Genomic DNA, 22,223 nt, shown 5'->3' on the forward strand with positions numbered 1-22,223 from the left:
TAGGCGAAGATCGTCTGTAACCGGCCGGTTGCTACCGCGGCGATTGGGCCTTGATGCGGGCGACGAGATCGGCGTCATGGACGAAGTCGTCGAGGAACTCATGCCAAGTTTCGGGAGTGATGCGCGCGGCAGTGAGCATGTCTCGGAGTTCTTCGATGCCGCGGTCTGTGAGGGCCGTAATGGCCTCTTCCGAACTGGTATAGACGCTGATGATGTCACCGTAGGTCAGATTGTCGTCGTTGGAGACGATGGCTTCAAGCAACTCGCGGTCTTCGCCGAGTATCTTCGCGACATAGTCGATCGTGCAGACATGGGTGACGGTCGCCATCAGGCGGCCTCGGCCTGAGCGGCGGCGACCGGTTTCCAGTTCCATGGGAGTAGCTCGTCGAGCCGGTTGATCTTGTGATCGTTGATGCGGTCGAGCACGTCGGCGAGGTAGGCCTGCGGATCGAGGCCGTTCAGCTTTGCGGTCTCGATGATCGTCATGGCGCGGGCCAGCGTTTCGCCGCCGGTGTCGGCGCCTGCAAAGAGCCAGTTCTTCCGACCGATGCCGATCGGACGCAGGGCGCGCTCGGCTGGATTGTTATCGATGGCAACGCGGCCATCGCTGAGGAAGAGGCTGAACGAGGCCCGGCGGGCCAGCCCATAACGGAACGCGCGCGCGAGGTCCCCCTTGCCGGGGATCCGCGTGAGCTGGCTTTCGGACCAGGCGAAGAAGGCCTCGACCTTCGGGGCGCTGTGCGTCTGCCGCGCGGCAAGGCGGATCTCGGCGGGCTGCCCGTTGATCTCGCGCTCGATGTCGTAGAGCGCGCCGATGCGGTCGAGTGCCTCGCGCGCGATGGCGGATTTCGTCTTGCCCCATTCGTCATGAAAGTCACGCCGCAGATGCGCCCAGCAGGACGCCTCCTGCAGGCGGGGCGTGCCATCGGGATCGGGTTCGTAAAGCTTGTTGTAGCCCTTGTAGCCATCGGCCTGCAGGATGCCGCGGGTCTGGGCGAGATGCCCATGCACGTGTTCCTGCTTCCAGTCCGGGGCGAAGCGGTAGACCGCCCCGGGTGGCGCGGTTCCGGCCCAAGGTCGTGGATCGCGGACATAGGCCCAGATCCGGCCCTGCTTCACCCCCTTGCCGAGGCCGCGGTCCTTGAGGGACCGGTCCAGCACCCGGATCGGGGTGTCGTCCGCATGCAGCAGGTCGCTGGCCATCACATCGGCTTCGATCCGTTCGACCAGCGGCGCCAGCACCTTCATGGCGCGCCCACACCAGTCGACCAGCGTGCTGTCCGGGATGTCGGCCCCCATGCGGGCGAAGATCTCGTTCAGGCGATACAAGGGAAGATGGTCATCGAACTTGGAGACGAGGATCCAGGCCAAGAGCGCCGCGCTCGCCATGCTACCGGGGATCGGACGGCTGGGCGCCGGTGTCTGCACCATCTTCTCACAGCGGCGGCAGGACTTCTTCAGCCGCGCGATCTGCAGGACCTTCAGCTGTGCCGCAACCAGGTCGAGCATCTCGCTCATGTCTTCGCCAACGAGCCGCAGGTCGCCACCGCAATCCGGGCAGCAGCTGCCGGGGTCGAGCTCGCGCCGCTCCCGCGGGGTAGCCTCCGAGACGCGGGGACGACGGCGGGGCTTGTGTTTGTCCACATCGCCGGTCTTCGCCTCAGGGGCAGGATCCGCCTCGTCTTCGTCCGTCGGGATGGTGGCGCTTTCGGCGCTGGCAATCAACAGATCCTCAAGCGCCAGTTCCAGCTGTTCGATCTCGCGCTCAATCTTCTCCGAGGACTTGCCGAAGGCCTGCTTCTTGAGCTTCGCGATGCGCAGCCGCAGCGTCTGGATCAGCTGGTCATGCGCCCGGATCGTCGCCGACATCCTGGCGTTTTCCGCCTGCAAGGCGGCGATCATCGCTTTCAGAACAGCGGGATCTTCGGGGAGGATGGGCGCATCGCTTGACATGCCACCATCTAACACACCCCATCAGGAAGCGCTATAAAAACAAGGTGTTTCAGGTAGATAAATCACCCGACACGGGCCGGTGGAGCGCCCCAATCTGGCCGCCGCCAATCAATCCCTTCCCACAACATCGCCAGCTGCGCCGAGGTCAGTCGCACCGCCCCCGAGCTGGTGTTCGGCCAGGGAAAGCGCCCACGCTCGAGGACCTTGTAGTAAAGACAGAACCCCTGGCCGTCCCAGTAAAGCAGCTTCAGCCGATCCCCCTTGCGGCCCCGGAAGGCAAAGACTGCACCGCCGGTCGGCTTCTGGCGCAGCACGTCTTGCGCCAGCGCCGCCAACCCACCGATCCCCTTGCGCATATCCGTCGTCCCGCAGGCCAGATACACCCGCACCCCGGTCCCCGGCCCGATCATGCGGCATCCACCGCGCGAACCAAGCGGGACAGCGCTGCATCGTCGATGTTGCTCTCGAACCGGAGCACGCGGCCCTTCACAAGCCGCAACTCAACCCAGACTACGGGAGTGGTAGCTGTGGTTCGATCCTCAACCACCGTCAGGTCCATCGCGGGCACCATGCCGGCGGGCAGGAACAGCACGCCCGTCTCGGGTGACCACAACCCCTTCCGCTTCAGCTCGTGACGCCACGCGTAAATCTGCTGACGCGTCACCTCGTGCCGTTGCGCAACCTGGGTCACCGTCGCGCCGTCGATCCCCACCGCGCTCACGATCGCCAGCTTCATCTCGTCGTCCCAACGCCGGCGGCGCTCAATACCCAAAACCTCGCCCCGCATAGCCCCTCCGCGCATAAGAGACGTCGTTTGCGACGTCGTTATGCACGTGTCTTAGGGCCTCACGCCGGAATCTGGCAGGCGGTGCCAACCGGGCCGTTACGATCGTCTCTGCTGCGAACACGCTCAATGAGTGGGTCAAGCGGGCCGAGGTCGACAGCGGCCAGCGGGCGGGCATTCCGACCGAGATGGCCGACCGACTGAAGGCGTTTGAGAGGGAGAACCGAGAGCTTCGCCAGGCGAACGCGATCCTTCGTAAGGCATCGGCGTATTTTGCGATGGCGGAGTTCGACCGCCAGTCGAAGTGATGATTGGGTTCACCGACTATCATCGGGAGGCGAACGGGGTCTAGCCGATCTGCAGGGTTCTTCCGATCGCCCCATCCACCTACTACGATCACCTGGCCAAGCCGGCCGATCCGGCCCGATTGTAGGATCTCGCCCGGCGGGACGCGGGGCTGCGGCCCGAGATCGAGCGCGTCTTCGAGGAGAACTGGCGCGTCTATGGAGTGCGCAGTAAGCGGTGTCTGAGCGGCACGTTGTCTGCGCCGGCGCGGACTGCGAGGTGATACCCATCTCAAGATGGGAGTGCGTTTCGCAATGGATGCTCAGACTGCGTTTCTCAGATCGCTCGGAGTGGAGATCTTCGGCAGCGGGCTCCGCCGGTGGCCGGAGAAGGTGAAGGCACAGGCTGTCGCGGAGACACTTGAGCCGGGCGCGACGGTCAACGCCGTGGCGGCGCGTTACGGGATGAAGCCGAACCAGTTGTCGGCGTGGCGATGCCTGGCCAAAGAGGGCAAGCTGGTCCTGCCCGCCGCCGAGATGTCGGATGAGCCGACTGCCTTCGCGCCGGTTGTCCTGTGCGAGCCGAAGCCCCCGCAGGCGCCGCATCCCTCGAGGCAGTCGGACGACAGCCTGCGCCTCGTCTTCGGTGACGTGACGATCGCGCTTGCCGCCGACACCCCGGCGGTGCGGATTGCCGAGATCGTCCATGCGCTCGGGGCGTCCTCGTGATGATGCCGTCCCACACCGTCCGTATCCTCGTGGCGACCCAGCCGGTCGACTTCAGGAAAGGCCACGACGGTCTCGCCGCGCAGGTCGCATCGGTCCTGAAGGAGGATCCGTTCACTGGCACCGTGTTTTTGTTTCGGGCGAAGCGTGCAGACAGGCTGAAGATACTCTTCTGGGACGGCACCGGGCTGGTGATGGCCTACAAGCGGCTTGAGGAGAGTTCCTTCACTTGGCCGGCGGTTCGGGACGGCGTGATGACTTTGAACCGGGCGCAGTTCGAGGCCCTGTTCGCCGGGCTCGACTGGCGCAAGGTGAAGGCGCTGGAGATCCGCCGCCCGGCTGCGGCAGAGTGAATCAGGCACGAGAAAAGGCGGGCCTTCGAGGCGGCTTCGGGGTAGCCTCCGGCCATGCCATCCACCGCGATCATTGACCTGTCCGCAATCCCCGAGGCGCAGCGCGAAGCTGTCGCCGCGCTGCTGCGCGAGCATGAGGAGCTCAAAGGTGAGAGGGTCAGCCTCAAGGAGATCATCAAGCGCCTCGAGCATCTGGTCGCCGAACTCAACCAGGCAGTCCACGGCAAACGATCCGAGAAGCTCAGCGAAGATGACCGGCAGCTGGCGTTCGAGGATCTCGAGATTGCGGTCGCCGAAGCCGAGGAGAAGCAGGAGACGCAAGCGCCGTCCGAGAGCCGCCCCCGGCGTGCAGCCCGGCGCAATCGAGGCAACCTGCCCAAGGACCTGCCGCGCATCGAGCGCGTGATCGAGCCGGACAGTTTGCAATGTCCTTGTGGCTGCGGGGAGATGCACAAGATCGGCGAGGACCGCACAGAGCGGCTGGACATCGTGCCCGCCCAGCTGCGCGTGCTCGTCACGGTTCGCCCCAAATACGCCTGCCGCGCCTGCACCGATGGCGTGACCCAGGCGAGCGCCCCGGCGCATCTCATCGACGGCGGCCTGCCGACCGAGGGCGCCATCGCGCATGTCCTGATCAGCAAATATGCGGACCACTTGCCCTTGTATCGGCAGAGCCGGATCCTTGCCCGATCGGGCATCGAGATCCACCGCAGCACGCTGGCCGACTGGGTCGGCACCGCCGCCTTCCATCTCGGTCCCGTCGTCGACCGGCTGGCCGAGCATCTGAAGACGTCGACCAAGCTCTTCATGGATGAGACCACCGCCCCTGTGCTGGATCCGGGGCGCGGCCGGACCAAGACGGGATATCTCTGGGCGCTCGCCCGTGACGACCGGTCATGGGGCGGAGATGATCCACCGGGCGTGGTCTTCTTCTACGCGCCCGGCCGCGCCGGGGAGAACGCGGAGAAGATTTTGCGCGGCTTCGACGGCACCCTGCAACTCGACGGCTACCAGGGTTACAACCGTTTGACGCGGCCCACCCGCAAGGGTGGCGACCCGGTCCGCGTGGCGCATTGCTGGGCCCACGCGCGGCGCAAGCTGAAGGAGGTGTTCGACCGCGACGGCTCCGAGATCGCCGCCGAGGGGCTGCGCCGCATCGCCGAGTTCTACAAGATCGAGGCCGACATCCGCGGCACGGCGCCGGGACAGCGGCTCTCGGCCCGGCAGGCGCGCACCGCGCCCCTCGTGACCGAGTTCGGCGAGTGGCTGCAACAACAGCGCCTCCGCATCTCCGCGAAATCGCGCCTGGGGAGAAGCTCGCTTACATACATTCATCGTCACTGGGACGGGCTGCAGACCTTCCTGCACGACGGTCGGGTCGAGATCGACTCCAACAGCGTCGAGAACCTGATCCGGCCCATCGCTCTGAACAGGAAGAACGCATTGTTCGCCGGACATGACGAAGGCGGGCGCGCTTGGGGACGCATCGCGTCGCTCATCGAGACCGCAAAGATCAACGGCGTCGAGCCCTTCGCCTATCTCAAGGCCACCCTCGAAGCCATCGCCGCCGGCCATCCGCAAGGCCGCATCGACGAACTTCTCCCGTGGAACTTCAAGTCGTCAAGCTGAACCTGGGGTGGGATGCAGCCGCCGCATACAGTGCGCAAGGCCTGACGTCAGCTGGATCGGGAAGGCTTCGCCGTCGCCCGTTATACAGTGGCCCGGCTGATGAAGGGATGGGTATTCACGGCATCATCCGGGGCAAGCCGCACAAGACGACGATCCCCGACAAGAAGGCCCCGTGCCCGCTGGACAAGGTGAACCGGCAGTTCCGCGTGCCCGCGCCGAACATGCTCTGGGTCAGCGATTTCACTTACGTCGCCACCTGGAGGGGGGGGTATTTATGTCGCTTTCGTCATCGACGCCTACGCGCGTCGCATCGTTGGCTGGCGGGCGAGCCAAACAGCGCACGCAGGCTTCGTTCTCCATGCCCTCGAACAGGCTGTCCACGATCGTCGCCCAGTCAAGGGCGCGGGGCTCGTCCACCATTCCGACCGCGAGTCGCAATACCTGTCGATCAAATATTCCGAGAGGATGAGAGAGGCCGGCATCGAACCTTCCGTCGGCAGTGTCGGCGATAGCTACGACAACGCCCTGGCGGAGACGATCAACGGTCTCTTCAAGGCCGAGGTCATCCACCGTCGCGGGCCGTGGCGCAACTTCGAAGCCGTCGCATATGCCACCCTCGAATGGGTCGACTGGTTCAACAACCGCCGACTGCTCGAGCCGATCGTGAACATCCCGCCGGCGGAAGCAGAGGCAAACTTCTACGCCGCTCTGGAAACTGAAAACATGGCCGCGTAACTAACCCAAATCAATCTCCGGCAAACCCGGTGCGGTTCAGTCGCTGACAAGAGCATTGCCCCCGGCAATCTCGGTCATCTTTGTCAGAGACACTGCCTGTTCAGCTGATGCCTCAATTAACAGGTGGGATTTATCGAGAACAACCGGCGCAGCGCATCGCGTTGTCAAAGGCCTCGATCTTCAGACCAGATCAAAATCTCTCGTAAAGCGTCGCTTTGCCGGTAAAGCGCACCACCATCTTCATTGTTCATAAAACTGTCCTTCCACGCCTTCAAACGCCAGTTCATTCAAGAACTGCCGGCGCCAAAACACCTTTTGGTCCGTTTCAGACAGATTAGCTTCTTTGCAGAGCGGCCCCCAAGCTTCGTCAATGATCTGTACCTGCTTGGCAACGATCGCTCTGGCCTCCTCCTCTGAGAGGTGAAAATCCTTCGCCACGGCTAAGCCGTGCATCAGTTGGCTGCGCCTTTCGCGCCCCATCAGCATGGCCTGTGACGCTTCTCGGCTGTTCCGCGCCTGGGGGCAAATGTCATATGCTGGTGTGAGCGTCAGCTGAACGCCGTCCCAGAACGCCGCATGGTTACGTGCATGATCATCCGTGTTGCCGACAAGGATGTTGAAAATCATCCGCGAGTACATCTCACGCAATGTGTCTTTGGGGTCGGTAAATCGCCGCCGGATGATCTCCGCCAGTTCGGTGTAACTTGCATGCGCGGCCATAATTTCATCAAGACCAAAAAGCGTCAGCGCGGAGACCAGCATCTTCCGGGACCAACCTGTTTCGAGGTGCTTGCGGTCAAAGCGTTCGATCAGAAGGACATCTCGGCCCATTGTTTGCTCAAGTTTCACCGGGGCGACGTCTAGACCGACCTCCTGCGCCAGACGCATCGCAATATATTCACCTTTCACCACGCTGTAGGTGTCGGCGGACGACGAAAATTTGGCGATATATTTTCTGTTTCCATCATCGATGAGGGCTTTGGGCCTTGCTCCGCCAATGGCAGTCCCGTGCTGCAAGGCCTCAGCCAGCTCCTCAGTCAAGGGGACACCTTCTTCAACGATGTCGGATGCGCGTTGCAGCTCGTCCAGAGACGCATTTGATCCCTGACGCGGCACATACTCCTTAGCAGACGCTTGAAAGTCCAAGGCCCCAATCCGGTCTGACCCAGATTCCAGCAGGAAACTGATCTCACCCAAGTCGGCCATATCCGCTTCTTCGCCGCGAATGCCCATCAAACGGTTGATAATGACACGACGCCCCCAGGCATCTGGGGCGCCGTCCCGTAATGCGCTTGCAAACTTTAGAGGTTCGATCGGATCAATCTGACCTTGCTTTAGCGGCAGTTCGGGCAAGTAAAGTGCAACCGCGTCTTTATGCTCCAGATAGGAGCGGCCATAGTTAAAGACGTAGCGCTCACCATCCTGCTTGATGAGGCCGGCCACGACGGGCTCCGTTGCGCCGGGGAGCCAAACCCAGACATAGGCCTGATTCTCCCTCACCCCGTCAGAAGTCATCATTCAACTCCGTTTTGGGTTTACGAATATAGGCTGGCAACAACGCGATCTTATCACGCACCTGCGCAATCTGCGGTGCAAGTGATGTGGCGTCAGGCTCAAACAGCGGCACGCCAGTAATGGTTGCGGCTTCAAACACCAGGCCGATGTCAACAACTGGGTCGCCCCGCTCAATCTTTTGCAGTGTGCTGCGGGCAATCCCAACGCGCTCGCTCAAGTCCTTCTCAGACATCCGCCGCTCCTTGCGCGCCAACCGAATGCGCTTCCCCAATAAAAGCAGCGCTTCCTTGGTAAACTTCGAATATGTGCGATTCTCGGACATGCGTTTTTCTCCAGTGCCCACACTCGCGGTCATATGGCCCTATGTGACCGTCATGGCGATCATAGCGTAATTTTGGACATTTTGCAAATTTGACCGCCATCGCAGCCACACGAGCACATGTGACCGCCATAGAAGTCAATAATGCTCCTTGCTCGCGCAGCGTGGCCGGACTGCTTTGGCAAACAACCTCACAAAACAGTACCTCGCCCCAAACAAAGCCAGCCGACTGGTTCCGAGAAGCCCTGCAGGAAAACAGGATAAGGGCCTACATCCTTGGTCGCAAGGCGCGCAAGATCCCCGACAAACACGACAAGCGCCGATACAAACGTCGCAACCGGGTGGAGATCATGTTCGGCGGGCTCAAGGACTGGCGACGCGTGGCGCCTGTAACCGCCGGACGTAATCTCCCCGAAACCGCCGTTTGAATTTTCCCCAGACGTGAGCGTCAGGGCCAATTCCGAACTTCATCTATTCGGAATTGGCACTGTCGCGGGACACAGGCCTGATGCTCCGAACGGAGAGCGACAGGGGCAGGCAGGTGATAGGACTGAGGGAGATTGTCTTGATCCAGAATTTGAAGAACCAGGGTCTCAGCATCACCGCGATCGCGCGGAAGGTTGGCTGCGACCGGAAGACGGTGCGGAAGTATCTCGAGCTGGGGCTGGAAGCTCCGGTCTACGGGCCGCGCCAGCCACGGGCACGGGTGATTGAGCCCTATGAGCGCTACCTGCAGGAACGGGTTCAGGCCTTTCCCGATCTCAGCGGCGCGCGGCTTTTACGCGAGATCCGGGAGCTGGGTTATGAAGGCGCTTACACCGCGGTGACGGACTTCCTGCGCGAGGTGCGCCCGGCGCGGCACGCCCCGTTCGAGAGACGGTTCGAAACCCCACCCGGCAAGCAGGCCCAGGTCGACTTCGCGGAGTTCACGGTGGAGTTCACCGACGAGCCGGGCGTGGTTCGCAAGGTCTGGCTGTTCTCGCTGGTGCTCGGCCACAGTCTCTGGCTCTGGGGCCGGTTCGTTGCCAGTCAGAACCTGCAATCGGTGCTGCGCTGCCACATCGCGGCCTTCGCTGCCCTCGGCGGCGTGCCAGAGGAGATCCTCTATGACCGGATGAAGACGGCGGTGATTGGCGAAGACGAGGCCGGAGTTGTCACCTACAACGCCGCATTGGTTGCGTTGCTGAACCACTATGGCGCGGTGCCGCGGGCCTGCCAGCCGTATCGAGCAAAGACCAAGGGCAAGGTAGAGCGTCCCTTCCGCTACATCCGGCAAGACTTCTTCTTGGCCCGCACATTCCGCAACATCGACGATCTCAACACCCAGTTCGAGGCCTGGCGAACCGAGATCGCCAATCCCCGGGTTCATGCCACGACCCGACGGGTGGTGGACGCGGCCTTCACCGAAGAACAGCCCAGTCTGAAGCCGCTCCCGGTGATCCCCTACAGCGCCGTCCTCACCGTAGAACGGCGCGTGAGCAAGGAGGGGATGATCTCGGTCGGTGGCAATTTCTATTCCGTGCCCGACACGACCCGTCGCCGGACACTCGAGGTCCAGCATCACGCCGAGGAACTTCGGATCTTCGAAGACGGGCAACTGATCGCCTGCCATCCGGTTCTGGAAGGCAAGGCCTGCCGCCGGGTCGACCCCACCCATCGCAAGACACCGCCGAAGAAACCGGCCCCGCCGCCGTCATCGCAAGGGCTACGGCGGCCGCTCGACTTCTATGATGCGGTTGGCCGACGCCTGGCCGCTACGGGGGCGCCATCATGACCGATCTTTTGGACCGTATCCGCGGCGCCCTTGTCGGCTTGAAGATGCCGCGTGCGCTGGAGGCGCTCGATCACACCATACGGCAGCTCGAGACGGGCGAGATCACCGCGATCGAGGCGATCGACGGGCTGCTCAGCGAGGAATACGCGACCCGCGAGACGCGCCGGATCGACGTCGCCCTGCGCACGGCCAAGCTGCTGCCGGTCAAAACGCTCGAAGGCTTCGACTTCCGCTTCCAGCCCTCGCTCGACCGAGATCGGATCGCGGCCTTGGCCCAGCTCGACTTCATCCGGCGCGCCGAGGTCGTTCACTTCCTCGGGCCGCCGGGCACCGGCAAGAGCCATCTCGCAACTGCGCTCGGCGTCGCGGCAGTAAAGGCGGGGCGAAGCGTCTACCGCGCCACACTCGCAGAACTAATCACCGCGCTGAACCAGGCCGAACGCGAGGGACGATTGCCCGAAAAGATCCGGTTCTATGCCCGGGCCGCGCTGCTCATCGTCGACGAGATCGGCTATCTGCCGATCACGACCGGCGGCGCCAACCTGTTCTTCCAGCTCGTCAACGCCCGCTACGAGAAAGGCGCCATGATCCTGACCTCGAACCGCGGCTTCGCCGAATGGGGCGAGGTGTTCGGCGATCCGGTCGTCGCGACAGCCCTGCTGGATCGCCTCTTGCACCATGCTGTCGTCATCCAGATCGAAGGGGCCAGCTACCGGCTACGCGCCCATGCCGACCTCATCCCCGAGCATGTCAGGGCGAACGCCCCCATCGCTCCGCCGCCACCGCCCAAGCGCCGCGGACGGCCACCGAAAAACCAGAATGGAGGCGCCGATCACTGAAACCGGCTGATCGCCGCAACCGCCGTAGTGGGGAATTTTACTTCGGCACTTTTGGGGAAAATTAAGACGGCGTTGACAGGCGACCAGCTACGACAGATGTCCGAAGGAGTTTCTCTATGTCATTGCGTGGCCACTACAGTGCTGTTCTGGTTATGAGTCGTGAACCTACAAGGGGATTGCCAACTTGTTCTGATGCGCGCGAATCTGGCCTGAGCGGCGTCTTTCAGGCAGTCATTTCAATGGTGTATCCGGCCCACAGGTCATGGGCATCGGATCTGGCGTGGCGATAGGATGTGGCGGAGAAGCGATAGCGGCGGGGCCGGAAGATCGTGTTTATCTGGTCATGCGCGGCGAGGAACCTCTGTGCTTGCCTTGGTGACTTGAACTTGCCCATAAACTTCTCGCGCTTTCGGGTCGGTCGGTGGGACCCTTCGATGCGGTTGTTCAGGCCTTTATGCGCTCGGTGATCGGCACCCGGCGCCAATTCGCAAATTGGTTTAATATAGCTGCGCAGCTTGTCGGTGACGATGACACGCGATGCGCCGAACCGGCTGACCAGCCCCTTGAGGAAACGCCTTGCAGCCCTGGCGTTCCGCCGGGGCTGTACCAGAATGTCGAGCACGTCACCGTCCGCGTCGATGGCCCGCCAGAGCCAGTGTTTCCTCCCGTGCATCGAGATGACGACCTCATCGAGATGCCACTTGCCGTGGGCGTCGGGCCTGTCGCGCTTGATGCAGTTGGCGAAATGGCGCCCAAATCGGTTGACCCATTTCCGGACCGTTTCCCGGCTGACGATCACGCCGCGTTCCGCAAGCAGGTCCTCGACATCCGCCGTGCTGAGCGCAAACCGATGGTACGCCCAGACCGCGTAGGCAACGATCTCGCGGGGGAAGCGGTAGCCTTTTAAACGCGGCATCTCGGACGGTGCTTTCATTCCGGATGCTTATCCAACGGAGACATCCCGAACAAGTTGGCAATGCCCTCTCATCGCATCACTCCGGTTCGGGCCAGACAGCAGCCCTGTGGGCGGTTGCACAGGTTTCCACGTTTAGAGTTCCCGACGAAGTTCTGAAATCAAAAACGCGCAAAGATGCCGCTTACACCGCGCCGAACCACCTCCACCTTAGCGCCGCTAAACCGTGAGGATCACTCCAATACTATCGCATTATTTGATACCCTTGCTGATCGGCTCGCGTATGGCAGCCTCACCTCCCGTACCCTTGTAAACATTCAGCCTCGCGGCGACCCAAGCCATCGTTCGCGAGCGGGCAGCATAAAATCCCACTGCGGATGGGCGGTTTGATCGCCTCCGCCTCGTTTCAACCCGCCCCCATCACCCCCGCATCCTCCAGCCCTTCTCGGTCGGGCAGGTCCTGCAGGCTCTCCAGATCGAAGGCCGTGAGAAACTGATCAGTGGTAACGAAGGTAAACGGCGCGCCGCGTTGAGGCGACCTCGGCCCGGTGGCGATCAGGCCGCGGGCGTGCAAACGACCCGTGAGGTCGCGGCTGATTTCCTTGCCGAAGATGTCCTTCAGCCCATCGCGAGTGATCGGCTGGTGATAGGCGATGGCGGCGAGCACGGCGATATCGAATTCGCTCAGATCGAAAAGCTGGTCTCCGACATCCGCCGCCGCCCGGATCGCTGGCGCATAGGCGGGCCGCGTCCGCAGCATCCAACCATTGGCAACGCGCGCGACTTCGAAAGCGCGGCCGTCCATGTCTGAGGAGAGATCGGCGATCAGCAGGTCGACAGAGGCCCCCTGCCCCACCACGCGCGCCAGATCGTCGCGCGGGACCGGCGTTGCGGAGGCAAAGAGCACTGCCTCGATCCGCCGCATCCATTCGCGCCAGCGCAGCTCGGGCGGTAGGTCGGCGAGCTCGCGGTCCAGCGGTGTCCGGTCCTTCGCCATGCTCACACCCCGTAGAGGCGGAAGGTATCGCGCCCGGTCAGCTCGCGGATCGCGCCGAGTTGAACGAGCCTGTCGCAGAGCCTGCGCGCGGCGCGATCGGGCAGCGGCAGGGCGGCCGGCGCGATTGCGTCCCGGGCGAGGAACAGCGCCACTGCCTCCGCCGCCCCTTTCGCGCGCAGCTTCGGCGCCACGGCGCGCAGCCGGGCGGTCCGGCGAGTAAGGTCGGTTAACAGCTGGACGGTCTCGATGGCCGCAGAGTGCAGCGCGCGGTGGCAGGCGAGGTGCAGTTGCGCCCTGTCAGGCGCAGATCGGCACGTTTCAAGCCGATGGAGAGCAGCGGCACAAGATGGCGCCAGCCGAGCGCCCGCGCCAAGGCGGCATCGGCGAGGATTAGCGCCGCTAGATGCGCGCGCGGGGCGTCAGCGCGCACCGCCTCGAGAACGCTTACCGCCCGCGCGATCGGAGCTCCCTGCCCTGCCCTCAGCCAACGGTCGAGCGCCTCCGGAGCGTGTTCGGGCAGTGCACGTTGCAGCGACGCGACTGAGATCGGGCGCTCTACCGCGCGTCGCCATGCCAGATAGACCTCGCCCGCGGGCCCGGGCAGATCGCCGTCGCGCCACAGATGCACAGCGTCGCGCAGCTCCGGCGCACGCTCTGGGCGGCCCGCATGCATCACACGGAGTTCGGCCGCGCGCAGGGCGAGGCGTTCGCGCAACAAGGCATGGTGGGGGGCGGCGCGCGTGAACACCAGATGCAGATGGCTCAACGCGGCACCCGACAAAAACGCCACATCTTCAGCGGTTTCACCATACGCCCGCGTGACCCAAGTCGGCAGGTGCGGTAAAGTCTCTTGAGTGTCAGAGATGTCGGGCATCGGGAACGTCATGCCCTGAGCCTATCCCGCCGCGGCGCTTTTCTCCAGAAAATTGCAACAAAACCGCCCTGCTTTGTTGGCCTATTTTATGTCCAATAAGTTTGCCTTATCGGACATTAAAAGATATGCAGGGAAACAGTTCAATTTCACCGCTGGATTTGCTGAAAAATGCCCTCAGAGACTAAGAAATCGAGATTAACGCAGTCTGGTTTGTCTGATGATGCTCAGCCCGACGAGAGAGATCACGAACCCGATGCCATCGCCCTGCCCGCGCATGTTGCGGGGTCCGGCGCATTAGATCGGTTGGTGGACACGGCCCGCGATTATGCCCGCGCGGCGGCCTCTGACAACACGCTGAAAGCCTATGGCAAGGACTGGGCGCATTTCGCGCGCTGGTGCCGGATGAAGGGCATCGAGCCTTTGCCGCCTTCGCCGGAACTGATCGGTCTTTACCTTGCCGATCTGGCAGCGCCTGCGGGCAAGGTCCCTGCCCTGTCGGTCTCGACTATTGAGCGCCGCCTGTCCGGCCTTGGCTGGAATTATGCGCAGCGCGGCTTTGCGCTTGATCGCAAGAACCGCCATATCGCGACTGTTCTGGCGGGGATCAAACGCAAACATGCGCGCCCGCCGGTGCAGAAAGAAGCGATCCTGCGCGACGACATTCTCGCGATGGTGGCCACCCTGCCCTACGACCTGCGCGGGTTGCGTGATCGTGCAATTCTGCTGCTGGGCTATGCGGGCGGGTTGCGGCGCTCCGAGATTGTCAGTCTGGATCTGCATAAGGATGACACGCCCGACAGCGGTGGCTGGATCGAGATTATGGACGCGGGCGTCCTGCTCACGCTCAACGCCAAGACCGGCTGGCGTGAGGTCGAGATCGGGCGCGGCTCGTCCGATCAGACCTGCCCGGTGCATGCGCTGGAGCAGTGGTTGCAGTTCGCCAGGATCGACTTTGGCCCGCTGTTTGTTCGGACATCCCGCGATGGCAAAAGGCGCTTGCGGCCCGCCTGAGCGATAAACACGTCGCGCGGTTGATCAAGCAAACTGTTCTGGACGCGGGCATCCGCGCGGAGCTGCCCGAGAAAGACCGCCTTGCGCTGTTTTCCGGCCATTCCCTGCGCGCTGGTCTTGCCAGTTCCGCCGAGGTCGACGAGCGCCATGTTCAAAAGCAGCTTGGCCATGCCAGCGCCGAAATGACCCGCCGCTATCAGCGCCGCCGCGACCGGTTCCGCGTGAACCTGACCAAAGAGGCGGGGTTGTGACGCGCTGTCCTCGTGAAAATAGAAAAATTGTCAGCTGACAATTTCGCCTCGTCAAGGCGATTGCCAGAGGGTTAGCTGTCGCGCTTCATTGCCGTTAACGCGGCGACATGGCGCGGCAGATCGCTGCGGGCATGCAGGATGTCAATGATGATGACTTCGTCAGCGGTGTCGAGGAAGACGAGAAAATGCTCACCCGCCCTTGCAAAGCGAAGATCCTCTGCGTCATCGACCAGGATGGCACAGCTCTGGCTATGGGCTTGCCCGGCCACAATCGCCTCACACCGCTCGATCAGTTCGGCCTCGTAGATCTCGGACTGGCGCTGGCCAAAGCGCGCGATGGTCCATTGCGCGATTGCGACCAGGCTTTGTTGTGCGCGGCGTGTCAGCCGCAAGCTTCGTGTCACGACGCGGTCCGGGCCTGTCTGAATGCATCACGGATCGCATCTGCGCCGCTGCCTTCGGCAAGATCACCGGTCTTGGCCTGTGCCAAGCCTTCAAGCAACCCTTGACGGATTTCGGCAAGCTGAGCCTCTTCATGCTCCAGCAATCGCAGCCCTGCGCGCATCGCCTCACTCGCGTTTTGGTAGCGCCCGGAACTGACCAGAGCTTGCACCAGCTGGTCTTGCGTTTCCGTGAGAACGACGTTTCGTGTAACCATTTCTCGGGCCTCCTGCTTTGGCAATATATGCCAATCCCGTGTTTTGATCAATGGCCATGTGCCAGGCTAATTCATTCGCACGATTGCTGCGTTACGCGATTGTCAGCTGACAATAATCCCTGATGACGCCAGCAATCGGGCCATATCCAGTTCACCAGATCGGGCGCGTTGGGTTAAGTGGCGCAAGAAGCCTCCTGGATTTTTCAATGTATCAAACCGTTCCAGAAGGCAGAGAACCGCAATTGGAGCAATGCAAGGGGCCATGATGCGACTGGCTTCTTCATAGACTTGTAGATCAATGCCCATCATTGGAACTAACTGTCGTGCCTGTTTCTCCAGCTCTGACCATTCACTGGCGCCTTGGGGGAACATCCGATGATACTCGGTAAAGCTGTCGGTAAGGCTTTCAAAGCTTGGGGTATCGCTTGGAGCAAAGCGTTGCGCAGAATTTTGCACGTCGCTTTGAACGGGGGTTCTATCAGAGTTTTTATTTATTTCCCTATGTTGGTGGCGCTCATTTTCAGTGTCGCTGGCGCTCAAAACGGCTGCTTCAAACTCGATCAGAAGGGCGCGTAAGGCTTCGGCGTTGTTCTTGCGCCGCAACATCAGACGGGTGCGCGCGAGGAGGGGAGACAGCTCATGCATGCCATCGGGGTCGATCCCTTCGCTTGCCAGCTGTTCACACAGGGTCTGGCGCGCCACAAGAACGGCACTGCGCAGGGCGGCGTGTTCTTCGGCGCGGCGTTCACAGGCGCGGGCGCGCGCCGAGATATCGCGCGCCATGATTGCCAGCGGCGCAAGATCAAACCCGTAGGCGCAGGCAATGCCTTGGCCAAGCCGCTTGGCATAGCGTTTGCGGTTGGGACTGTCGACGCGGGTGATGATATGGGCCTCGACCAATGCCGCAAGATGGCGGCGCAACGTGCTTTCGGGCATTCCGCCAAGTCGCTCGCTGAGTGTCGCGTTCGAGGCAAACACGATCGAGCAGCCGGGCAGGGGGGGCAGGTGGCGATCGGGCACAAAGGTGAGCATCGTGCGCAACACCGTAATCGTGCGATGCGACAGGCCGTAATCGTCTGCTGCCGTTGTCAGATCGGCGACGAGTGCCCATTTGTCATGGGACACAACATCCTCGTCGGGCGCAGCCGCAACCGGCCGCCCGAGGAATCGGGTGGATTGAACTGTCATGAAATGTCACGCAGGCCGCAAAAATCATCCCCTGTCCAAGCTGACGGAGTTGACTGATTCGTGGAAGCGGGGTATCTCGTAGGTGCAAACGACGAGAAGGGCCTTCCACTAGCTTGGGGGGCTTTTCTTTTTTCTGGTCCTGTACTGTGCCTCCTTGTTGTTACTGCTCGGGTTATTGGGGGCTGTCGGACTGCTCGGATTGCCAGCGGGCAAACCATTCGTTGAGCAGCTCATCTGCGTTCTCTTCGATCCAGGTATCGAACCCTTTCAGGCCGACACTCAGGTTTACGGATTTGTCGGTTGCCTTCACCTGCGCCAGGGTCGTGCCCGAAGGGGCGGTGACAGTGGCCTTGCGGGGCGCGGATTTCGGGGCAGGGGGGGCGACACGATGTTTGTCCTGCGCGGCCAGAAGCACAGCTTCGAACCGGGCATCCGTGGTCATCTGCGCAAATTCGGGCCGCTTCATGTAGGTATGGGCGCGGCTGCGCGCGGCGGGGTCTTGGAACAGATCCACCAACATCATCCAGCGTTCGCGCCCGATTGACGGCGCGCGCCCGATCTGGCGCAGGAAATCCAGCTCAAAGGCGCAGCCGACCTTGAGCATCCGGCTCACCATGGGCAGATCAATCGCAAGCGCCGCCGCGATCGTCTGGCGATCATAGCCTGACGTTTGCAACTGCGCCGCAAAGCTGGCCTTCTCGATAAAGCTCAGATCGGAGCGGCTGTTATTTTCCTGCCCCTGCGCCATGACAAGCGCATGATCGTCAAGCTGGCGCACCATCGCCTTGACCGGCAGCCCCAGCGCGCGCAGGGCGGCAAGACGGCGGCGGCCATAGACGATCTCGTAGCGGCCCTTGGTTTCGGGATGCGGGCGCAGCAGAACCGGCACCTGTTGGCCATAGATCTGAAGGCTTTCTGTCAGACGCGCCTGTTCCGCAGCATCCAGACCCAGCCGGTCCTCAAGCCCCGCGTTGTCGATCAGCTCCGGATCAATGTCCTGCACCGCATTTTCCTGAAGCTTGGTCAGGCTGCTTTGCAATGCCCCGACTGCGCCCTGCGGCGTTGGCCGTTGACGGCCCGGTGCTGTGGAATTGGGCGTGATATTCGTGCTTAGTATGCCTTTGCGTGCCATGTTAGCGTCCCCATGCTGATTGGATCAGGGATTCAATTTCATCATTCACTCCATTGAGTGAATCCACCGCGCGATCATAGGTATTGCGGTTGAACTGGCTGCGTTCGACCTCGTAGATGGTTTGATGGGTCAGGCCGGCATCCGAAATTGCAGTCGATTTCAGCATCGCATTGGTCATGACTTCCTTGTTGAACAGGTTGCGCAAAAAGGCCACGACCTGTTGTTGCGGGCCGTCATTCGGCTCCAACCGGTTTATCAGGAATCTCAGAAAGTCGTAATCCATCTCGGCGCCCGCATTGCTGACCACGTCGAGCAAATCCGCGCTCATTTGCAGGAATTGCGACATCGAGGCGACATCAAGCATGTTCGGCACGACGGTGATAAACAGCCCCGTCGAGGCACATAGCGCCGCCATCGTGAGATAGCCAAGCTGGGGCGGGCAATCGAACAGGATCAGGTCGTAATCGGCTTCGACCTCGGACAAGGCCATCGCCATCCGGCTATAGAAAGGCGGCTGCACATTGTTCATCAGCGCGCGCGGCGTTTCGTGTTCGAACTCCTGCAAGATAAGCCCTGCGGGGGCCAGATCGATGCCTTCGAAAAAGGTTTTCTGGATCACCTGACGTAACGGCAGCGGGTCTTCGTAGCAGATCGCGTCGTAGATCGTGCCTGTCTCAAGGAAATCCACTTCGGGGCGATACCCGAACAGGGTGGTCAGCGAGGCTTGCGGGTCGATATCGACGCACAGAATCCGGTAGCCTTTCAGCGCGAGACGTTGGGCGGCGTGAATTGTGCTGGTGGTTTTGCCAGACCCGCCCTTGAAATTCAGGAAAGACAGGACTTGCACCTTGTCGCCGGGGCGGCGGCCGCGCAGATAGGTGCCCGGCACTTTGGCCGCGCTATCAAGGCGCTGGCGGATCGCGGCAAGATCGGTCGCACGATAATAGCGCCGCCCGCCCGCACTGGTGTGCACATCCTCGATCTTGTTCTCGAAATGCAGCTTGCGCAGGAAAGAGGCCGAAATCCCCAGCAAATCCGCAACTTCGCCTGCCGAAAACATGCGCAATTCCTTGCGCGCATCCGGTGCGAAGGCTGTCATCATGTGATTTTCAAGCGCCGCAGCGATATTCTCCGCGTTCTCACGGATACGCTCGTTGATGCGGATCGTCTTGTCGCTCATAGTTCACCTGTCACCGGTTACCTATTGCGGCTCCGGCCCTGTTAGAAACGCTGTTTTGCGCCATGCTCATTTTTAACGTTTCTATAGCCGTGTTTTGAGCCTTCGCGCAAACCTTTTCTCAGGGGCTGGCGGGGCAGGGGGGGCCACCAGATATTGTGGTTGTCCGTTATACGAGCGGTATATTTCAGATAAGGCGTTGAAAAATATAATTTTGTTATGACACGGCCCGCAATAGACCAGCGCGCGTCCCGCAAGCATCGTTTTGCATAAGCGTTCGGGAAAAACCCCCTCTCTTGCGCCTCATCAGCCAAGTAGGGCTGCTTTCGCGACTCGGCTCAAGGCCGATTCTTGATGTGGGGGGCAGCGCTATGCTGTTTCTATCCCTTTTTCAGCGGATGTACCCATTCGCCGGCGGATCATTATTGCTTAGCACTTCGGTGTAATTCTCAAGCCCCACAAAGGTCGAACCAAAGCCGAAGGGGTCTTCGATATAAAAGGACGAGGTCACCGCCTGCACTGAGGGCCAGTAGAAAAAGATCACGACCACCGCCAGTTGGGGCAGCAAGAACACCCACGGCGTCAGAGGGCGGTCAAATTGCACGCGCTTGGCCGGTTGCGCATCGCCTCCGCGCCACCAGCGCGCAAGACGGGAAGCAAAAGGTAGCGGGCTCTCGGTAATCGGGAGCGGGGTGTGAGTCACGTCTGAAACCTGTCTTGCTTGGCGCAGCACGCGCCGGGAAAGAGGGCCGGCCCCGGATGCGATGATCCGGAGCCGGAAGACTGCGTCCACAGGACGGTGTCAGCTGGACGTTTTGGCAAACCGTGCGAGTAGCTGATTACCTTCGCTCTCGATCGTATCGAAGGCCGCTTTCGGGGTTTCCTCGCCCGAGAAGATCTTGTTGAACTCGCGCTCCATCACGCTGCGGATCTGCGGGTAAAAGCCAAGACGATAGCCCTTGGTCCACGCGCCGCCCGGCAACATCAGCTGCTTGATGCCAATCTCGGCCACCGGGTTTTTCTCATAATAACCTTGGCTTTTGGCAAGTTCATAAGCCGCCGTGGTGACCGGCACATAACCGGTGTTTTCATGCCAGTAGACCTGAATTTCCGGCGAGGTCAGGAACGAAAAGAACTGCGCGGTGCATTTGTTCTGATCGTCGGGCTTGCCCGCCATCGCGAACAGAGCAGCGCCGCCGATAAAGCTTTGCTTGCCCTCGCCAAGCGAGGCCCAATAGGGGCTCTGTTGCACAAATCGGTTGATGGCCGAGGTTCCCCTTTCCCCGGACGGACTTATCCCACAGCTTCCGTGACGGGTATGCCGAGCGCGGTGTAGCCGTTCATGATGGCGATGCGGACCTGAAGTTCCGCGATCTGGCGATCGAAGTCCCGCGCCATGAGGCGCTGACCCAGAAGTTTCACGCAGTGCATCTTGGTTTCGACGCGGCTCCGGCGGTGGTATCCGCTCCATCGTCGCCACAGGGTGCGGCCCAGATACTTAGATACCCGCAGAGCTTCGTTGCGTGCGATAGCGCCAGCGGTGGCGGTCTTCCAAGGCTTCGCATTCCGGCGAGGCGGGATGACGGCATGAGCGCCACGCTCGGCGATGGCGTCATGGCATTTGCGGGTGTCGTAGGCACCGTCTGCCGTGACGCTGCCGATCTCTTCATCCTCGGGGATCTGGTCGAGCAGGTCGGGCAGAACCGGAGCATCTCCGATGTTGCTTCCCGTGATCTCCACGGCACGAACCTCCAATGTTTGCTCGTCGATCCCGAGATGGAGCTTACGCCAGACACGCCGCTTTGGGCCGCCATGTTTGCGCGCGTGCCATTCGCCTTCACCCTCGACCTTGATCCCTGTGCTGTCGACAAGAAGGTGCAACGGCCCCTTGGAGCTGCGATACGGAATGTTCACGGCAAGGGTCTTCTGGCGACGAGACAGCGTGCTGAAGTCGGGCACCGCCCATTCAAGGCCGACCAAGCGCAACAGGCTCTCGACGAACCCGGTCGTCTGTCGCAGAGCCATACCGAACAACACCTTCATCGAAAGGCAGGTCTGAATCGCGGCGTCGCTATAGCTCTGCTGGCGACCGCGCCTGCCGGTCGGCGCGGCCTCCCAGCTCATCTCGGGGTCAAACCAGATCGTCAGTGAGCCACGGCGCTTGAGCGCTTCATTGTAGGATGGCCAGTTCCTGGTCTTGTAGGTCGGGGGCGTCGGTCTGCTCATGACAGCCAGCTACCACGCTGGATTCACAACATGAATCCCTTCACGGGATTTGTGCAACAGAGCCCCTGGCCGCCTGAAAACCGTGATGGCGGATCGTGGCACTCACGGCCCGGCAACCTGACAAAGCCATGCCCGCCATGGTAGCAACGTTTGGTGGGAAGGCAGTTCATCCCATTAGCTCAATTTTGCGGTTCTGCGAGCCGCAAACCGTCGCTCATACAAGACCCTGTAGGCTTCTGCGGATGCGGGCAAGTGATTGCGGACACTGGCTTCGTATGCGTCATACGAGCCGCCGCGCAGGGCGTCGATTATTGCCATGTGCTGCGCCACGATGGTCGCCATATGTTCCCTGTCATCGTATTTCACCACCCGGATAGGCTGCGCCATGCGCGCGTGGCGTGCGATAAGCTCGGCCAAGCGGGGGTTCTTGCAACAACTGTATTGAAGCTCGTGAAAGCGCTGGTTCAGTTCATAGACTTGGCGAAAATCGTCTCGCTTTATCGCATCCTCGTGGCGTTTCGCGATGTCGGTGAGCTTGTCAACTAATTCGGGGTCGGCAGGCAATGGGGTTCGCCTTGCTGCGGCCGTTTCAAGCACAACGCGGAGATCATAAAGCGCGTCAACTTCGTCAGGTGTGAAATCAACGACTTCCACACCGCGCCGGGGGCGATGAATAAGCAAACCTTGGTTCTCAAGCTCTGCGAACGCATGGCGGACCGCGTGTCGTTTGCAGCCATAATGTTCCATGACGCTGTCTTCGGTGATCCGGGTCCCTGGGGGTAGACCCCGAAAATGATATCGTTTTCCAATTCCTTGTGAAGTGTGTCTGGCATGAATGCTCTCATAGAAGTGTCAGATATGAGAATACGTAAGACCGCCTGAAAG

At 61.4% G+C, this 22,223-nt stretch carries 20 protein-coding genes, 7 pseudogenes and 1 other annotated feature; of the genes and pseudogenes, 9 read left to right on the forward strand and 18 right to left on the reverse strand.

Annotation, left to right across the window (positions count from 1 at the left end; all coding sequences use genetic code 11):
• Positions 1-31 precede the first annotated feature (31 nt).
• The 4 genes from AKL02_RS20735 to tnpA (AKL02_RS20750) all read right to left on the reverse strand — a co-directional run bounded on the left by AKL02_RS20735 (position 32) and on the right by tnpA (AKL02_RS20750) (position 2,740).
• Positions 32-328: a hypothetical protein gene (locus AKL02_RS20735; protein WP_083080479.1), complete on the reverse strand. Its 297-nt coding sequence runs from the start codon at positions 326-328 to the stop codon at positions 32-34.
• Complete coding sequence (gene tnpC, locus AKL02_RS20740; protein ID WP_083080477.1) at positions 328-1,953, reverse strand: IS66 family transposase; 1,626 nt, start codon at positions 1,951-1,953, stop codon at positions 328-330. The genes AKL02_RS20735 and tnpC (AKL02_RS20740) overlap by 1 nt, the downstream gene beginning before the upstream one ends.
• A gap of 62 nt (positions 1,954-2,015) precedes the next feature.
• Positions 2,016-2,363, reverse strand: a complete 348-nt coding sequence (gene tnpB, locus AKL02_RS20745; RefSeq protein ID WP_075777367.1) for an IS66 family insertion sequence element accessory protein TnpB — start codon at positions 2,361-2,363, stop codon at positions 2,016-2,018.
• Positions 2,360-2,740: an IS66-like element accessory protein TnpA gene (gene tnpA / locus AKL02_RS20750; protein WP_108722460.1), complete on the reverse strand. Its 381-nt coding sequence runs from the start codon at positions 2,738-2,740 to the stop codon at positions 2,360-2,362. The genes tnpB (AKL02_RS20745) and tnpA (AKL02_RS20750) overlap by 4 nt, the downstream gene beginning before the upstream one ends.
• 110 nt (positions 2,741-2,850) lie before the next feature.
• Between tnpA (AKL02_RS20750) and AKL02_RS21185 the strand changes: the two are divergent.
• The 5 genes and pseudogenes from AKL02_RS21185 to AKL02_RS20770 all read left to right on the forward strand — a co-directional run.
• A pseudogene (locus AKL02_RS21185) lies at positions 2,851-3,251 on the forward strand (IS3 family transposase); the annotation flags it as partial.
• Positions 3,003-3,119: a sequence feature (AL1L pseudoknot), on the forward strand. (Overlaps the previous pseudogene by 117 nt.)
• A gap of 85 nt (positions 3,252-3,336) precedes the next feature.
• On the forward strand, positions 3,337-3,750 hold the full coding sequence (tnpA, locus tag AKL02_RS21330; protein ID WP_408648149.1) for an IS66-like element accessory protein TnpA: 414 nt from the start codon (positions 3,337-3,339) through the stop codon (positions 3,748-3,750).
• Entirely contained in the window at positions 3,750-4,100 is a 351-nt protein-coding gene (gene tnpB, locus AKL02_RS20760; protein WP_081874848.1) for an IS66 family insertion sequence element accessory protein TnpB, read from the forward strand. Before tnpA (AKL02_RS21330) ends, tnpB (AKL02_RS20760) begins: the two co-directional genes overlap by 1 nt.
• A gap of 54 nt (positions 4,101-4,154) precedes the next feature.
• Positions 4,155-5,729 carry an IS66 family transposase gene (tnpC, locus tag AKL02_RS20765; protein ID WP_198453311.1) on the forward strand — a complete coding sequence of 525 codons (1,575 nt, stop codon included), beginning with the start codon at positions 4,155-4,157 and terminating at the stop codon, positions 5,727-5,729.
• Between the two features lie 45 nt (positions 5,730-5,774).
• Positions 5,775-6,464: pseudogene (locus AKL02_RS20770) on the forward strand (IS3 family transposase); the annotation flags it as partial.
• A 240-nt stretch (positions 6,465-6,704) separates the two neighbouring features.
• On the opposite strand, the gene AKL02_RS20775 reads toward AKL02_RS20770, so the two are convergent.
• Together AKL02_RS20775 and AKL02_RS20780 are read right to left on the reverse strand one after the other, a co-directional pair.
• Positions 6,705-7,982: a type II toxin-antitoxin system HipA family toxin gene (locus tag AKL02_RS20775; RefSeq protein WP_108722459.1), complete on the reverse strand. Its 1,278-nt coding sequence runs from the start codon at positions 7,980-7,982 to the stop codon at positions 6,705-6,707.
• A complete protein-coding gene (locus AKL02_RS20780; RefSeq protein ID WP_083080430.1) occupies positions 7,969-8,301 on the reverse strand; it encodes a helix-turn-helix transcriptional regulator in 333 nt (110 codons plus the stop codon). Before AKL02_RS20780 ends, AKL02_RS20775 begins: the two co-directional genes overlap by 14 nt.
• A gap of 221 nt (positions 8,302-8,522) precedes the next feature.
• Here AKL02_RS20780 and AKL02_RS20785 point away from each other — a divergent pair.
• The 3 genes and pseudogenes from AKL02_RS20785 to istB form a co-directional block, all read left to right on the forward strand.
• A pseudogene (locus tag AKL02_RS20785) lies at positions 8,523-8,726 on the forward strand (IS5/IS1182 family transposase); the annotation flags it as partial.
• Positions 8,727-8,839: 113 nt separating this feature from the next.
• Positions 8,840-10,072, forward strand: coding sequence for an IS21 family transposase (gene istA / locus AKL02_RS20790; protein ID WP_083080372.1), 1,233 nt, complete (start codon positions 8,840-8,842; stop codon positions 10,070-10,072).
• Positions 10,069-10,911, forward strand: coding sequence for an IS21-like element helper ATPase IstB (gene istB / locus AKL02_RS20795; protein WP_083080375.1), 843 nt, complete (start codon positions 10,069-10,071; stop codon positions 10,909-10,911). Before istA ends, istB begins: the two co-directional genes overlap by 4 nt.
• A 223-nt stretch (positions 10,912-11,134) precedes the next feature.
• Here istB and AKL02_RS20800 read toward each other — a convergent pair whose 3' ends face one another.
• From AKL02_RS20800 to AKL02_RS20810, 3 genes and pseudogenes are all read right to left on the reverse strand, one after another.
• Positions 11,135-11,845 (reverse strand): IS6 family transposase, encoded by a 711-nt coding sequence (locus AKL02_RS20800; protein WP_083080377.1) that lies wholly within the window; start codon positions 11,843-11,845, stop codon positions 11,135-11,137.
• Positions 11,846-12,230: 385 nt separating this feature from the next.
• Positions 12,231-12,821, reverse strand: a complete 591-nt coding sequence (scpB, locus tag AKL02_RS20805; protein WP_083080379.1) for an SMC-Scp complex subunit ScpB — start codon at positions 12,819-12,821, stop codon at positions 12,231-12,233.
• Between the two features lie 2 nt (positions 12,822-12,823).
• A pseudogene (locus AKL02_RS20810) lies at positions 12,824-13,707 on the reverse strand (DUF1403 family protein).
• 156 nt (positions 13,708-13,863) lie between these two features.
• Here AKL02_RS20810 and AKL02_RS20815 point away from each other — a divergent pair.
• A pseudogene (locus tag AKL02_RS20815) lies at positions 13,864-14,957 on the forward strand (tyrosine-type recombinase/integrase).
• A gap of 71 nt (positions 14,958-15,028) precedes the next feature.
• Here AKL02_RS20815 and AKL02_RS20820 read toward each other — a convergent pair.
• The 9 genes and pseudogenes from AKL02_RS20820 to AKL02_RS20860 form a co-directional block, all read right to left on the reverse strand.
• Positions 15,029-15,361, reverse strand: a complete 333-nt coding sequence (locus AKL02_RS20820) for a type II toxin-antitoxin system RelE/ParE family toxin (protein ID WP_083080386.1) — start codon at positions 15,359-15,361, stop codon at positions 15,029-15,031.
• Positions 15,358-15,615 (reverse strand): type II toxin-antitoxin system ParD family antitoxin, encoded by a 258-nt coding sequence (locus tag AKL02_RS20825; RefSeq protein ID WP_038133673.1) that lies wholly within the window; start codon positions 15,613-15,615, stop codon positions 15,358-15,360. The genes AKL02_RS20820 and AKL02_RS20825 overlap by 4 nt, the downstream gene beginning before the upstream one ends.
• Before the next feature lie 102 nt (positions 15,616-15,717).
• Positions 15,718-16,803, reverse strand: coding sequence for a plasmid replication protein RepC (gene repC / locus AKL02_RS20830; protein WP_083080388.1), 1,086 nt, complete (start codon positions 16,801-16,803; stop codon positions 15,718-15,720).
• Positions 16,804-16,975: 172 nt separating this feature from the next.
• Positions 16,976-17,935, reverse strand: coding sequence for a plasmid partitioning protein RepB (gene repB, locus AKL02_RS20835; RefSeq protein ID WP_083080389.1), 960 nt, complete (start codon positions 17,933-17,935; stop codon positions 16,976-16,978).
• 1 nt (position 17,936) lies between these two features.
• Positions 17,937-19,115 (reverse strand): plasmid partitioning protein RepA, encoded by a 1,179-nt coding sequence (gene repA, locus AKL02_RS20840; RefSeq protein ID WP_083080392.1) that lies wholly within the window; start codon positions 19,113-19,115, stop codon positions 17,937-17,939.
• Between the two features lie 421 nt (positions 19,116-19,536).
• Positions 19,537-19,815 (reverse strand): annotated as a pseudogene (locus AKL02_RS21335) (sugar ABC transporter permease); the annotation flags it as partial.
• 99 nt (positions 19,816-19,914) lie between these two features.
• Positions 19,915-20,352: pseudogene (locus AKL02_RS20850) on the reverse strand (extracellular solute-binding protein); the annotation flags it as partial.
• Between the two features lie 53 nt (positions 20,353-20,405).
• Complete coding sequence (locus AKL02_RS20855; RefSeq protein ID WP_083080395.1) at positions 20,406-21,338, reverse strand: IS5 family transposase; 933 nt, start codon at positions 21,336-21,338, stop codon at positions 20,406-20,408.
• A gap of 174 nt (positions 21,339-21,512) precedes the next feature.
• On the reverse strand, positions 21,513-22,175 hold the full coding sequence (locus AKL02_RS20860) for a GntR family transcriptional regulator (protein WP_332836475.1): 663 nt from the start codon (positions 22,173-22,175) through the stop codon (positions 21,513-21,515).
• Positions 22,176-22,223: the final 48 nt, after the last annotated feature.

Origin of the sequence: Thioclava electrotropha (assembly GCF_002085925.2) — a bacterium.
GTDB lineage: Bacteria > Pseudomonadota > Alphaproteobacteria > Rhodobacterales > Rhodobacteraceae > Thioclava > Thioclava electrotropha.

Coding starts and splice junctions, on each gene's coding strand:
- AKL02_RS20735 (WP_083080479.1), bottom strand. CDS start 328: ATGGCGACCGTCACCCATGTCTGCACGATCGACTATGTCGCGAAGATA.
- scpB (WP_083080379.1), bottom strand. CDS start 12,821: ATGGCGAAGGACCGGACACCGCTGGACCGCGAGCTCGCCGACCTACCG.
- tnpC (WP_198453311.1), top strand. CDS start 4,155: ATGCCATCCACCGCGATCATTGACCTGTCCGCAATCCCCGAGGCGCAG.
- tnpA (WP_408648149.1), top strand. CDS start 3,337: ATGGATGCTCAGACTGCGTTTCTCAGATCGCTCGGAGTGGAGATCTTC.
- repB (WP_083080389.1), bottom strand. CDS start 17,935: ATGGCACGCAAAGGCATACTAAGCACGAATATCACGCCCAATTCCACA.
- tnpB (WP_075777367.1), bottom strand. CDS start 2,363: ATGATCGGGCCGGGGACCGGGGTGCGGGTGTATCTGGCCTGCGGGACG.
- tnpA (WP_108722460.1), bottom strand. CDS start 2,740: ATGCGGGGCGAGGTTTTGGGTATTGAGCGCCGCCGGCGTTGGGACGAC.
- AKL02_RS20780 (WP_083080430.1), bottom strand. CDS start 8,301: ATGTCCGAGAATCGCACATATTCGAAGTTTACCAAGGAAGCGCTGCTT.
- AKL02_RS20800 (WP_083080377.1), bottom strand. CDS start 11,845: ATGAAAGCACCGTCCGAGATGCCGCGTTTAAAAGGCTACCGCTTCCCC.
- tnpC (WP_083080477.1), bottom strand. CDS start 1,953: ATGTCAAGCGATGCGCCCATCCTCCCCGAAGATCCCGCTGTTCTGAAA.
- tnpB (WP_081874848.1), top strand. CDS start 3,750: ATGATGCCGTCCCACACCGTCCGTATCCTCGTGGCGACCCAGCCGGTC.
- AKL02_RS20825 (WP_038133673.1), bottom strand. CDS start 15,615: ATGGTTACACGAAACGTCGTTCTCACGGAAACGCAAGACCAGCTGGTG.
- repA (WP_083080392.1), bottom strand. CDS start 19,115: ATGAGCGACAAGACGATCCGCATCAACGAGCGTATCCGTGAGAACGCG.
- AKL02_RS20855 (WP_083080395.1), bottom strand. CDS start 21,338: ATGAGCAGACCGACGCCCCCGACCTACAAGACCAGGAACTGGCCATCC.
- istB (WP_083080375.1), top strand. CDS start 10,069: ATGACCGATCTTTTGGACCGTATCCGCGGCGCCCTTGTCGGCTTGAAG.
- AKL02_RS20775 (WP_108722459.1), bottom strand. CDS start 7,982: ATGATGACTTCTGACGGGGTGAGGGAGAATCAGGCCTATGTCTGGGTT.
- repC (WP_083080388.1), bottom strand. CDS start 16,803: ATGACAGTTCAATCCACCCGATTCCTCGGGCGGCCGGTTGCGGCTGCG.